Source organism: Desulfosporomusa polytropa (genome assembly GCF_055380075.1).
Map to the genome: position 1 here is coordinate 679,274 of NZ_AP042400.1, position 13,303 is coordinate 692,576.

16 protein-coding genes are annotated in these 13,303 nt (G+C 41.0%); 14 read left to right on the forward strand and 2 right to left on the reverse strand.

Features of this window, described 5'->3' with window-relative positions; translation table 11 throughout:
- Positions 1–249: 249 nt before the first annotated feature.
- Positions 250–525 carry a CD3324 family protein gene (locus ACZ449_RS04820; RefSeq protein ID WP_464259931.1) on the forward strand — a complete coding sequence of 92 codons (276 nt, stop codon included), beginning with the start codon at positions 250–252 and terminating at the stop codon, positions 523–525.
- Positions 526–915: 390 nt separating this feature from the next.
- Here the strand turns inward: ACZ449_RS04820 and ACZ449_RS04825 are convergent, their stop codons facing one another.
- Entirely contained in the window at positions 916–1,881 is a 966-nt protein-coding gene (locus ACZ449_RS04825; protein WP_464259932.1) for a helix-turn-helix transcriptional regulator, read from the reverse strand.
- A 237-nt stretch (positions 1,882–2,118) separates the two neighbouring features.
- Positions 2,119–3,348: an ATP-binding protein gene (locus ACZ449_RS04830; protein WP_464259933.1), complete on the reverse strand. Its 1,230-nt coding sequence runs from the start codon at positions 3,346–3,348 to the stop codon at positions 2,119–2,121.
- A 756-nt stretch (positions 3,349–4,104) separates the two neighbouring features.
- On the opposite strand from ACZ449_RS04830, the gene ACZ449_RS04835 reads away from it, so the two are divergent.
- The 13 genes from ACZ449_RS04835 (at position 4,105) to ACZ449_RS04895 (ending at position 13,293) form a co-directional block, all read left to right on the forward strand.
- A complete protein-coding gene (locus ACZ449_RS04835) occupies positions 4,105–4,551 on the forward strand; it encodes a carboxymuconolactone decarboxylase family protein (protein ID WP_464259934.1) in 447 nt (148 codons plus the stop codon).
- A 53-nt stretch (positions 4,552–4,604) separates the two neighbouring features.
- Positions 4,605–5,327 carry a hypothetical protein gene (locus ACZ449_RS04840; RefSeq protein WP_464259935.1) on the forward strand — a complete coding sequence of 241 codons (723 nt, stop codon included), beginning with the start codon at positions 4,605–4,607 and terminating at the stop codon, positions 5,325–5,327.
- Position 5,328: 1 nt separating this feature from the next.
- Positions 5,329–5,979: a flavodoxin gene (locus tag ACZ449_RS04845; RefSeq protein ID WP_464259936.1), complete on the forward strand. Its 651-nt coding sequence runs from the start codon at positions 5,329–5,331 to the stop codon at positions 5,977–5,979.
- 14 nt (positions 5,980–5,993) lie between these two features.
- Positions 5,994–6,155: a hypothetical protein gene (locus ACZ449_RS04850; RefSeq protein ID WP_464259937.1), complete on the forward strand. Its 162-nt coding sequence runs from the start codon at positions 5,994–5,996 to the stop codon at positions 6,153–6,155.
- Between the two features lie 14 nt (positions 6,156–6,169).
- The gene (locus tag ACZ449_RS04855; RefSeq protein ID WP_464259938.1) at positions 6,170–6,679 is read left to right on the forward strand and encodes a cyclophilin-like fold protein; all 510 of its coding nucleotides are present in this window, start codon (positions 6,170–6,172) and stop codon (positions 6,677–6,679) included.
- Positions 6,680–6,693: 14 nt separating this feature from the next.
- On the forward strand, positions 6,694–7,374 hold the full coding sequence (locus ACZ449_RS04860) for an NAD(P)H-dependent oxidoreductase (RefSeq protein ID WP_464259939.1): 681 nt from the start codon (positions 6,694–6,696) through the stop codon (positions 7,372–7,374).
- Positions 7,375–7,402: 28 nt separating this feature from the next.
- Positions 7,403–7,744 (forward strand): hypothetical protein, encoded by a 342-nt coding sequence (locus ACZ449_RS04865; RefSeq protein ID WP_464259940.1) that lies wholly within the window; start codon positions 7,403–7,405, stop codon positions 7,742–7,744.
- Between the two features lie 42 nt (positions 7,745–7,786).
- On the forward strand, positions 7,787–8,680 hold the full coding sequence (locus ACZ449_RS04870; RefSeq protein ID WP_464259941.1) for a LysR family transcriptional regulator: 894 nt from the start codon (positions 7,787–7,789) through the stop codon (positions 8,678–8,680).
- 1,092 nt (positions 8,681–9,772) lie between these two features.
- A complete protein-coding gene (locus ACZ449_RS04875) occupies positions 9,773–10,198 on the forward strand; it encodes a MarR family winged helix-turn-helix transcriptional regulator (RefSeq protein WP_464259942.1) in 426 nt (141 codons plus the stop codon).
- Positions 10,199–10,529: 331 nt separating this feature from the next.
- Positions 10,530–10,652 (forward strand): hypothetical protein, encoded by a 123-nt coding sequence (locus ACZ449_RS04880; protein ID WP_464259943.1) that lies wholly within the window; start codon positions 10,530–10,532, stop codon positions 10,650–10,652.
- Between the two features lie 174 nt (positions 10,653–10,826).
- A complete protein-coding gene (locus ACZ449_RS04885) occupies positions 10,827–11,570 on the forward strand; it encodes a DUF169 domain-containing protein (protein ID WP_464259944.1) in 744 nt (247 codons plus the stop codon).
- A 178-nt stretch (positions 11,571–11,748) separates the two neighbouring features.
- Entirely contained in the window at positions 11,749–12,615 is an 867-nt protein-coding gene (locus ACZ449_RS04890) for an SDR family oxidoreductase (RefSeq protein ID WP_464259945.1), read from the forward strand.
- A gap of 60 nt (positions 12,616–12,675) precedes the next feature.
- The gene (locus tag ACZ449_RS04895; RefSeq protein ID WP_464259946.1) at positions 12,676–13,293 is read left to right on the forward strand and encodes an SDR family NAD(P)-dependent oxidoreductase; all 618 of its coding nucleotides are present in this window, start codon (positions 12,676–12,678) and stop codon (positions 13,291–13,293) included.
- Positions 13,294–13,303 lie beyond the last annotated feature (10 nt).

Sequence of the window (13,303 nt, forward strand, 5' to 3'; positions counted from 1 at the left end):
CCACGGTTGCACTGCTTGCTGTTTAGCGGAATCCCGAAAATGATGCAATAATGGGAATTTGACAATTTAACGATATGATGTTACTCTCTATATAATTATTGGAAAAATAACAGATAAAAAGGAAGGAGCATGTCTTATTACTAAACGTTCACCAGAGTCGGAATTGTGCATAGCAGGGGCTATCGCATAATTCCAACATGAAGATAGTCCTTGCGTAATCCTATTCTTTTCGATAATAGGAGGCGCACGATGGGCTATATCAATGCAAATTGTGTATTGCCGGACGATTTAATCGTGGCAATACAACAACATATTGACGGCCAGTATCTTTATATTCCCCGTAAAGCAGAGAGCAAAAAGAAATGGGGCGAACTTGCAAATAGCAAGTATTTTCTGAATGAGCGAAACACGGCTATTTTTGCGGAATATCAAGCTGGTGTATCTGCTCAGGAATTGGCAAGTAAATATTATTTGTCACCAAAGACTGTATATAAGATAGTAGCTGCAAAAAAATATGATAAATAAATCTTGAAAAGACGGCATGACATACTAGATGTGTCATGTCGCCTTTTTGTTTGTGTATCGTTTAGTAGGGAGCTTTTATAAAATGAGCGGAGTATAATTTAGCTATAAGATTATTTTACGCCTGTGTACCTGGCATGAAAAAAGATTGCCATGATAACCTGCCGAAAGAATTGCTTCTCTCGTGGACGCCGGAGCAGCTTATCTATCTGAGAGATACTGCTTATTGGACAGAAATCGTAAATAGCAGCCGGAATGCCGAAGTTATTTCCGTGTACGAGATGGAAAGCAACGAGGAAGTTTGGGCGGATTGTCTTATTTCAAATAACTCCTTATAAACAAAACATGACTTCATATGGTCATTGGCTATAGTGGATAGGCAGTCGATTTTATTTACTTCCGCACTGGTCTGATATACTTAAAAAACCGTTCCGGATTATGATAAAAGTAAATTATTCTGCCGGGGGAAGTATCTAAGCAGTAACCAGTGCCTGCAAAATCAAAAGTTGCCATTGCCTTTTCAATCTTTTCCTCTACACTACGATTTTCCTGCTCATAATCGAATGGCCCGTGTTCAAAAACAATATACTCCGCTTCGGGAACATCAATCATAAGCATTTGTGGTGGTACTTCGCCTTCATAATCAAAAGGAAGACGTACACCATAACACTCTGTACGTGGAATACCCCAATCGCAGAGTCTGCCGTCCGGGTCATTAATGTACGCCATAATCTGACCGCTGCCGCTGTTAGATTCGCTCCCACCATCGTCATCCAATTTGCCCTTGATACTATCGAGTAAGCCGCAAATTGTTTCGCAGTCCTGTCCCGGAATAAGACTTTGCTTTTGCCAAAAATCCCAATACCCATTACTCTCATAGTTTTTAATGTGCAAAAATTTGTGTGCGGGAATGGTTATAAAATAAATTTTAACATCATCTGTAGATTTCATCATACCAATCTCTCCAAATCCGAAAAAGTAGCGGTCGAAAGGGTTTATTTTTGTACGAAGAACAACAGGCTTAGGCTTTTTTCGGTATTCACTTGGAGTTACACCATATGTTTCCTTGAAAGCTCTGGTATAAGCTTCATGTGATGAAAAGCCATAATCAAAAGCAATATCTAAAAGGTTTTTTTCACTATCCCGAACCTCTTTTAGTGCAAAGGCTAATTTTCTATGACGCAGATAATCCCTAAATTGCATGCCCGATATTTCTTTGAATTTTCTCGTTGTATAAAATTCGGAATAACCCAGCCTGCGAGAAAGAAAGCGTAGTGTCAAGGCTTCGTCATTATAATTTTTAATACATTTGTCAATTTCATCAACGATTATTTGAATTTGTTTTTGCCACTCATACATTCGTCTGTTCACCTCGTTTCAACCACCCTACATTTATTATAAAGAAATAGAGAGATGACTGCTTGATTTTACTTGCTGTTATTTCATTTTTCTCTTTTAAGTTCTGCAGCTTTGCATCTGGCGTACAATATGAGGTTTTTAATACCTCTATCAAAAAAAAATTTATCTGCATCCCCGCTATTTATCCAATGATAAAAGAATCATAGTTTTCATGAGGTAACGACCAAAGGCATTTACTTATATCCCCCAAATAGGCACAATTAAATTCTGGCTGTCAAATGCCGACAACCTATCAGTTGTACAAAGCACAGCGCCGGTGCCGCGCTCCAAAGTAGCCTTGTCAATTACGCTAAACACACGAGTTAGCTGCTTTTGAGGCGTGGCAGTTTTCTTGATTTCCATGGGGTATAGCTTGCCGCTGTCCTCTAGTAGAATATCAATTTCCTTGGTATCCTTATCCCGATAGTAATAAATAAAGGCTTCCCAGCCGCAGTTCTGATAGCTTTTTACAATCTCAGATACTACAAAATTCTCAAGAATCGCACCACTCATGGCACCGTTCATCAGGGAATCACTGTTACTCCATTTGGTCAGGTATGCCGCCAAGCCGCAGTCATAGAAATAGAGCTTTGGCTTGGTTACCATGCGTTTAAGCATATTGTTAGAATACGGGTGGAGATAAAACACGATGCCCAGTCGCTCTAAAATCCCCAGCCAGTTTTTGGCGGTAATCTGGTCAATGCCGGCAGCGTCTGCAATGGTCTTGTAGTTGAGCATCTGTCCGCATAAGGCTGCGGCGGCTGTGATGAAATCCATAAACTTGAGCGAATCTATAGAACCGGAAAGCTCTTTTACATCCCGGTCTATATAGGTGCTGATATAGCTGGAATAAGCTGTTCGATAGTCGCTATACTGTCCACTGATGAGGGCAGGCATACCGCCTCTGAAAATACGCTCATACAGTACAGGCGTATCAATAGGAGTGCGTTCCTTTACCCGCTGTGATAGCTGCTCCAAATCCAGCACAAAAGGTGCAGTGGCAGTACCGTAGATTTCCGCCTGTGACATGGGAGCCATATGCAGCAAACAGACACGCCCGGCCAGCGATTCTTGTATCCCCTCCATCAATTTGAATACCTGCGATCCAGTCAACCAAAAGTCACCAGCCCGATGGTTTTGGTCAACGTGTATTTTGATATAGGTAAACAGCTCCGGTGCATATTGTACCTCATCGATAAATACTGGCGGTTTGTGGATTTGCAGGAACATCTTCGGATCGTTCTTTGCCATTTGGCGCTCTGTCAAATCATCCAGTGTCACATACTCCCGTCCTATGTTTTCCTTCGCAGCTAGTTTTTGAAGCATGGTTGTCTTGCCAACCTGCCTTGGTCCGGTGAGCAGCAACGCTGGAAATTCTTTGCTAAGACGGAGAAACGTATTCTCCATTGCTCTGTGTATATAATTCATGAAATCACCTCATCGTCTAAAAATAAAGTTTATTATATTATAGCCGAAATGTGTCTTGTGGGCAATGAGATTTCGTCTATTATTTATGTTTATTATATTTTGGACGAAATTATTACAGTATATACCGTGAATAAGGAGTTTTCAGCGTTAGAACGCTGGGAACTCCTTTCGCTAATTGGTTTTGTTAAACTATCGAAAATCTCGAATAATTAAACCCGTATCGGAGCGTACTACCGGGAAGGATATACGAAGGTAGTCGATCTTGATTTAGCCCAGTATTGCGATACGGTAAATTATGACATGCTCATTATCATGCTACGCGAAGAAATCAAGGATGAACGAGTGAGCACTCTCATCCGAAGATACCTAAAAAGTGGAATCATGGAAGGCGGCATGGTCAGCCCTAGTACATCGAGAACCTCGCAGGGAGAAAATCTTTCGTCGTTGCTATCGAATACCTACCTTGCAAAATTTTACAAATAGCTGAAGAAGCGCGGACATAAGTTCGTGAGATATGCAGATGAGACTGTGCGCCCCGAAGGCGAAGGGCTACGATACGTCGGGACTGGCGAAACAAAACCATTTGACACCGGAGCAAATTGCAAAGGATATCAAGAATTTGTTGAAACAAGAGATTGAAATGCCTTTTAAGCATAGATGATACATATTTTTAAGCATTGGATTAATTTGTTTTTACAACCTACAATAAAACAATAGATGAGACGGATTCATCTATCGTTTGAGGAGGTATTTGTAATGGTATGGAAAAAGCTAATTGTGTTAGGTCTGACAGCAGGGATTATAATGACAAATTTTTTGAGCATGGAGGCAGCGAATATGGAAAACAACGAGAACAAAACAACAAAACCAGTAGCTAAGAAGATTGTACAGACAGCAGGACACGATATATTAGGAGATTTTGCTCCAGATTTTGCACGATATAATGATGATATTCTGTTTGGTGAAGTTTGGTCACGCAATGACAAGCTCTCGCTTCATGACCGTGGTTTGGTTACGATATCCGCATTAGTAGGAGGCGGTGTCACAGACAGTTCACTGAAATATCATATCCAGACAGCAAAACAGAATGGTGTGACAAAAGATGAAATGGTAGAGATGCTTACGCAGCTTGGCTTTTATGCAGGTTGGCCGAAAGCCTGGGCAGCATTTCGTATGGCAAAAGAGGTATATGAAGAAAAATAAAGTGGAAATACCCTATAGACCACTATTGCCAGGAAAGGATGGGATAATTGTATATGAAACGGATTTTCCTGGACATTGTTGTGTTGGTGCTGTTCCTTTTGACTATGAGCTTCCAATTTTTACCCAAAATACTGCATGAGGTGCTAGGTGTTCTTATGCTAGCAGCAGCAGTTTTTCATCTCATCTGGAATCGTCTATGGTTTTCCACGCTACTTAGAAGAAAATGGAATTTCAGGCGAGGCCTGTCTGTGATGATTAATTGGCTGCTGATAGTCAATGTGGTGATTATCCTGGCAACTGGCATGATGATTTCCAATCATTTGTTTAAAGGGATTCTTGGAATATATTTACAGAGAAACATAACGGTTCATCAGCTTCATGTATCTTTGCCTTATTTGTTGCTCATTCTGCTTGGACTTCATCTGGGAATGCATTGGTCGTCTTTATGCCATCGTTTTACGAACTGGCGTCGTTGGAATCTGCAATCGCTGAAATATCGAGTTGGATGTTACTTTATGATGGTTTTCTTTATTGCTGGTGGCGTCTATGGTTCTTTTATGCATCAGGTTGGCGATCGGCTGCGACTGAAGCATCTCTTTGTCACGGCAGCAACGCAGGCTCCTTTCGGGATATTCATGTTGATGCTTCTCAATATCATCGGCATGTATGCTGTAGTGAGCTTTATGGTTCAAAGAAGTACAAGGAATTCTCTTGATAAATGCGTAGATAATGAAATTGAAGTTGAGTTTTGTAGTAAAGAAAGAAGGAGATATTGATATGAAAAAAATTATGACACTCTTCTTATCCGTATGTATCATTATGACGTTTACTGCATGTGGTAGTACCAAGGCAACAACATCTTCGCAATCGGCACAAAGTGGAGTGGCGGCGGAGAAGCCTGCATCGGAAATGACAGCGCCGAAGGTAGATGGGAACAGTAAAATCCTGGTCGCATATTTCTCCTGTACGGGCAATACGAAAGCATTGGCAGAGAATGCAGCTGATGTTCTCAAAGCAGATCTTTATGAAATCGTACCAGAGAAAAAATATACCAGTGAGGATCTGAACTATAACGATGAATCTACGCGTGCTACAGTGGAACAGAAAGATAGCAATGCACGCCCAGCCATTAACGGGAAGGTGCCTTCTTTTGAAAAATACGACACAATCGTAATTGCTTATCCAATCTGGTGGGGACAGGCTCCTCGTATTATCGATACTTTCTTGGAGAGTTATGATTTTTCGGGTAAGAAAATCATACCGCTTTGCACATCAGCCAGCAGCGATGTAGGCTCTAGTGCAGATGCACTTCATACTCTGTGCTCTGCTTCCGCAAACTGGGTGGATGGCAAACGTTTCTCGCAGAGTACATCAAAACAGGAACTGGAACAGTGGTTTTCGAGTCATCAGGTCCAATCAGGTAAATGAATTGGGTGATGGAGATGAAAAAAAAATTAATCGGTGCTTTCGCGGTAATGGTATTTGTTGGTTCTGTTTATTCCTGGATGTGCCTGGCTTGCATAGCCAACCAGAATGCTGTATCTCAGGAAGATTATGCACGCATGTTACAAGAAATTGTTGAGCAGAGTTTGCAGGAAAAGTAAAGGAGAACGGGATCATGAGCATGAAGAAGAGGTGCTTTCTGGGGATTGCCTTCCTGTTCGTTATTGCTGCTGTGGGCGTTGCCTATGGAAGCCGGAGAGATATACAGGCTGGGGCCGTAAAGATAGAACATGAAACGATGTCGCAATCACAGGATGATAACCACGTTCGTATAAAATTTACCTTTGATGGCAAGGAAGCAATTGCGGAATTGGAAGATAACTCTACTAGTCGGGATTTCCTCCAATCCATGCCAATGACGCTTCACTTCAAGGATTATAACGAAACGGAAAAAATCGCTGATCCACCAAAGACGCTGTCGAAAGAAAATGCTCCGGAAGGATTTGTGCCCAAACCGGGTGATCTGGCGGTTTATGGTCCATGGGGCAATGTTTCTGTTTTTTATAAAGACTTCAGGTATTCCAAGGGACTCATCCTTATGGGACATTTCATCAGTGGTCTTGAAAATATGGCTGGCATGAATGGTGAATTCGATGCAAAAGTTGAGGTTATTTCTAAGAAATAGATGGGAGGGGTTGTATGAATAGACGGGATTTCCTGAAAGTTAGCGGCATGGGTACATTGACGCTCTTTTTGAGCGGCTGTGGATTGTCTACACTGACTGGAGCAAAGGAGAACGAAAGCAAAATCCCGAAAAAGGGAAGCGTATCAGGAGGTAAGAGCATGAAAATTGTAGTCATTAATAGCAGCCCGCATCCGAAAAATGAATCCACATCGATTTATCTATCTGGGCGGTTCACGGAAGGTGCAGAGAGTGCAGGGCATGAGGTATTTACTTTTGATGCGGCTAATGAGAATACACATCCCTGTCGTGGCTGTGACCAGTGCCACATGGATGGTCCATGCGCCTGGCAGGATGCCATTGAGCAGAAGCTTATGCCGAAAATGCTGGAGGCAGATTTATTGGTGTTAGTTACGCCGCTTTACTATTACGGCATGTCTGCACAGCTGAAAACGATAGTAGACCGCTTCTATTCCCGTACAGGCAAACTTCATGGCAAGAAATCTGTATTGATGGCAACGGCTTATAATAGTGCTGATTGGACAATGAGTGCGTTGGTGGATCATTATGATACCCTGGTGCGATATATGGAATGGAATGATGTCGGGAAGGTTTTGGGCATTGGATGCGGTGCTCGTTCCTTGGTAGAGAAATCTGAATTTGGGGATCAGGCATATAAAATTGGCGCAAATCTTTGATACATTATAAAATAAAGGTGGTGTAATCATGAATCGTGAAGCAGTTCATCAAAGGTATTGTATTCCTTTTGAGGTGTTGGAGAAATACGAAAGCAGCTCAATCGCTAAGGTTCAGGTAGAAGGGACAGTGGCAGTATATGATGATTCTGCACTTGAGGAACTGGGCTTTATTATGAGCTTATTAGATTTCGGATTCCCGTGGGACGAAATTATGTGCTATATGAAAATGAAAAAGGACGGCAAGTACTGTCATTGCATGGATTTGCTGAACGAAAAGCGAAATAATATGCTGGAGGAAATCCATAAGAAAGAGCAGATAATATCCCGTATAGATTGTTTGAAATATGAGATGCAAAAAAGACTTGGATGATGCGAAAGCGTGGTCACGAAATCGAGGGGGGGGGGAATTGTCTTGGAACTTCGCGTTTTGAATTATTTTTTGACAGTAGCCAGAGAAGAGAACATTACCAAGGCAGCTAATCTGCTGCATATGACGCAGCCAACATTGTCACGACAGATTCGTGGCTTGGAGGAGGAACTAAATGTCAAGCTTTTGGAACGGTACAGCCATCACGTTAGATTAACAGAGGATGGACTGTTGTTACGTCGTTATGCACAGGATCTCCTGGATCTTGCAGAGAAAACGAAGCAGGAGTTTGTTGGCAGTAGGACCTTGGCGGGTAATATCCGTATTGGGTGTGGTGATACACAAAATATGGCAGTGCTGGCTGCTTGGATGGCGGAATTCCATAGACAGTATCCATTGATTACGTTTCAGGTGCAAAGTAAGACGGCCGATGTTGTCCAAGAACAAATTGAAAATGGTCTGGTGGACATTGGGCTGCTAATGGAACCAGTGGATGTTATGAAATATGAAGTCCTGCGCATGCCTTTACTGGAGCAGTGGGGTATCCTGGTTCAGGAAAGTAGTCCATTGGCAGAGAAAGAAAATATACATCCGGACGATCTTTTGGAAGTACCCTTGATTTTGCCAGAACGTATATCGGTACAATCCCATCTGAAACGTTGGTTTGGTGGGACGTATGAGAAGCTTCATCAAGTTGCGACATATAATCTTTTGTTAAATACGATTTATATGGTGAGGAGCGGGTTAGGTACTGCAATTTGTTATGATTTCCATCAGCATATGACGCCAGGTTTGCGATTCATACCGTTGGAGGGAATTGGGGCTGTAGGTGCAGTTCTTGCATGGAAAAAGCAACAAGCCCTTTCCAAGGCAGCCCGTATCTTTTTAGGATATTGTCACACACATAAAGATGATCCGCAAGAAACAAGTGAGCGGTAATAGTAAGCCATATAGTGATACTGTGTTTTGACGTTTCTACTATATTGGAAAAAACAGAGGGCAGCGGTTATCGTTAAGGGATGAATCTAAATAATGAGGCATAATTAAAATGCGAAGAGATGAGAAATCATGGAATTAAAAGACTTGATGGAAAATAGTGTATTCCCAATAGGTAGGGAGAATATAAATTATGCACAGTATTTTGATGGAAAGAGCTATTTGAATATGCTTCCTTAAAACAAGTAATCGTTGGAAATGTGACGTTTGAGCCAGGATACCGTAACCACTGGCATATTCATCATGCAACGAGAGGAGGTGGTCAAATGCTGTTGGTGACAGCCGGCCGAGGCTATTATCAGGAATGGGCAAAGCGGCGCAGGAACTTCATCCTGGGGATGTGGTCAATACTCCGGTGCGGTTATTGAGGCCAAATTTTTGGTAGAAAAGTATGGAGATCAACCGATGAAAGGTTCAGAAGAATTATCTGGTGATGCAACGGCAAATATCCGGCGAAGGGGGAAAGGGCTGCGAAAGCAGGCATATTGACGACGGAGTTCTATATCAGGCTTTTGTAAGCGTGTATAATACAACGGTTAAAAACAAGATTTTTTTCTGGACAAGTGGAAGTACCACTTACAAACTGAGAATCCGCTTCAAACGTATAAGGTGGCGCAGTTTATAAAAATTATGGCAGATGCGGAGCTAATCGGGGAATTTGATGTTACCCTATACTTTGGGGTTAGTGGAGAAGATGACGGTGTTTAAAGAAAATCAGATTATTGTAAGATTGCTTGATGGAACCGAGAGTGAGTGTGAAATGGAATAAAAAGTAGGAAGTCGGTTGGGGTGGCTGAATGTGCGGCTAGCCTGGTTTTTATTGTTTATAGAATGAAATATATTGGACGGAGCTTACTGGCATATATACCAGTAGTACAATTACCGCCAAGCATACTGATTATTCGAAAAATGAAGTCGTATATCAATTTCTCCGGAACTTGATTGGAGAGCATTTACAAGTTTTTAGTGATTGACAAGTAGTTAATTTATGCCATATAATATAGTTGTCAAGACAATTATATTAGGGTGATATGAATGAGATTTAAATTGGATGATTCATTAGGGTTTATACTAAGTAAAGCTAATGCAAAACTAAAAAATGAATTGTTTCAACGATTCAAGGAATATGATATTACGCCAGAGCAATGGGCTATATTATGCTGTTTATGGGAACAAGAAGGTATTACCCCTAAAGAACTGTCAGATTTGACCTGTAAAGATAAACCGAACACGAATCGCATTTTGGAGAAGCTAATAACAAAGGGGTTAGTTGTTCGAAATTCTCATCCAGTGGATAAGAGAGCGTTTCAAATATTTTTGACTGACAAGGGATGGGCATTGCGTGAGCAATTAATTCCCAAGGCTAACCAACTTATAAAAAAAGCAACAAGGGGAATGGAAGAACATAAAATAGCAGAATTGAAGAAACTGCTAAATCAAATATATGATAATATAAATTAACTGTTTTTTGCGATTGTGGTTGTCTTGACAACCATGGCTGTGTCTGTAATTTCTTAAGGCCTTTTATTTTTACCAGGACTGTAGTGAGGCAGGAAAAAGTAAGCGGAATAAAGCATGACTGGCAGAGCATTTTAGAGAGAAATTAGTTCTAAAAAATAGAGTAAAATATTTTTTTACAATTGTAGTTGCCATGACAACTACAATTATCACTATTAAGATGATTGTTGTCCCTGTGTACTTTAGACTGTTGTTAATTTAGAGAATGCTTATACCTTAAGATTGGTTTGGGTGCTAATCAAGTTGAAATTATTATGAAAGGAGGTGAAAAGCGATGCCAGTAATTACCCTTGACGGCCCTAAAATTACGAGAGAACAAAAGGCCAAACTTGTCAAAGAATTTGTTACAAAGGCAGCGAAATACTTAATATCCCTCAACAGAGTTTTGTTACCGTAATTAAAGAGAATGATTTTGATAACATAGGTAACGGAACGAAACTACTATCGGACAGAGGCGAGTAAACCATCCGGTAAAGCTCATGATGAACCTGCTTGCCCAATAGCACCCGACCCCAAACAAGTGATATTCGTGGAGCCATGTTAATTACAAAACGAGATGGAGGAAAATAATATGGAAAGCCGTTTAGTTAAAGAATTGAGTTTGCGTTATGAACCGGTAGCTGTCTTGTTTAGCAATGAAAAACCTGAAGGAGCACTTCAGAGCAAGGGAGATCGTTGGAGTTGCATAATTCCACTATTTATTGCTGCTGCAAAAGGTAAGACGGCAGTTTTTGAGCGTAAAACAACAGTCTGTCCTGGCGGAAAAGTAGGCTTAGGGTTTGGTCAGTATCCTAAACCTATGCCACAGTTTCCAGGTGGAATTGAGGAATTTCTATCAACTGGTAAAGGTGAAATTGAAGGGGAGGGTTATATAAAAAACTCAGAGCTAGGTAAAGAATTTGTTGAATGCCTGCCAATAACAGATATTCCTTATCAGTACGTAATTTTAAAACCAATGTCACAAGTTGATACTACCAAAGAAAATCTGGAGCTTATTGTGTTTTATGTTAATAATGACCAGATGTCAGCACTTACAGTACTTGCTAACTATTACAGACCGGGAAATGAAAACGTTGTGATTCCTCAAAGTTCAGGATGTCAGTCTGCTTTTCTTATTCCCTACGCCGAAGCTCAAAAGGAAAATCCGAGAGCAGTGGTAGGTTTGACCGATATTACAGTGCGCCCCATGGTCGATCCTGACATGTTTTCGTTTTCTGTGCCGTATGCAATGTTTTTAGATATGGAAAAAAACGTTGCAGGAAGTTTCATGGAAAAGCACTTGTGGCATAAGGTAGTTGCGAGAATGAAAAAATAGTATAACCTTTGCAACGTAATTTCCATAAGGCTAAGTAAAATATGGATAGACCTGAATGGAGTGAAAGCGGTTATCCGTTTAAGGATGCGGTATATAATACGAAAAACGCCATTCCAAATTGGAGTGGCGTTTTACAGATAGGCCATCGGTATTAGCAATATTAAGGGGGCGTTGGATTATGATTCTTATAACGGGAGCCAATGGGCAAACAGGTCGAGCAATAATTCGGAATTTATTATCTAAAGGAGAGGAAGTTCGGGCTTTTGTTCATAAAGCTGAACATATTCAGGGACTTAAATCCTTGGGTGTACAGGAAGTGGTTGCAGGAGACATGATGAATCAAGAGGCAACAAATGAAGCATTTAAAGGAATTCGGGCCGCATATCACATTTGCTCTGCCGTGAATCCTGAGGAAGTTTGGATAGGACAAATAGCAATAAACGCTGCTCGTTCTGCCCAAATAGAGCATTTCGTGTACCATTCGGTGCTTCATTCCGTACTTCAGGATTTACCGCATCATCAGAAAAAACTTAGGGTAGAGGAAATAGTGGTGAATTCAGGTATACCATACACCATTATTCAACCTGCAATATTAATGCAGAATATACTTGAAGGTTGGAAGTTGCTTAGTGAAGAAGGTATATTTGAGCAGAGATTTTTTACGTCAAAAGAAACACGCATTTGTATGGTTGACTTAGAAGATTTGGCAGAGGCTGCTTCTATAATTCTCACCAAGCCAGGTCATACGGGCGCCACTTATGAACTATGTGGATCTGAAAATTTATCTATGGCTGATATGTTAGCCGCGTTTAAAAAGAATTTTGGACGTGAAGTCAAAGCTCAAACAACTCCAGTTGAACTGTGGGCTGCACAATTGAAAAAGCATGGATTAGGAGACTATCAAATTAATACTTTATTAACGATGTTTCATCATTATAATGAACATGGATTTGCTGGTAGTCCAAATGTTCTGACGTGGATACTGGGCCGAAGACCAAATGATTTTGTATCCTTTATTCATAGGACAATGCAAAGCAAAAGATAATCTCAGCCTTAGAAAATGAGCAATAATTAAAAATGTGATGCAAGCAAAGGCGGTTTACCTATGCGCCTTACAGGAAATACGATTTTGATAACAGGAGGAGCTTCTGGAATTGGTCTGGGTTTAACTAAACGATTCTTAGAAGCTGGGAACCAAGTGATCATTTGCGGCAGAAGACCAGACCAGTTGATGGAAGTTAAGGAAAGATATCCTGGTGTGCATACGAAAGTTTGCGATATTGCCGACGAGTTAAGCAGAAGAGAATTATATAACTGGGTTACAGGCACTTTTCCGGCGGTGAATGTATTAATTAACAATGCCGGAATCCAGCAGCGAATAAATTTGCTGGGTACTGGCCTGGAATGGAGTTACTGCCACCAGGAAATTGCAGCAAACTTTGAGGCTCCCACACATCTGTCGATGATGTTTGTCGAGCATTTCATCCGCCAGCCACAGGCTTCCATTATTAACGTTACATCTGCAAGGATACAAGGTGACGGTTCTGCTGTTTCCTGTGATTTGGAAATGGATACAATGGGACGTTTTGTTTACTTACAATTGAGGTTTGACCGTATTGATGATAAATGCCAGAAGGAGATAGGTTTACAGCAATTTTGGGTAATAGCCATATACTCGAGGCGGTTAATAATCCCGCCAGTTCTGAACAAGTGGAGAATGTAACAATAGACGG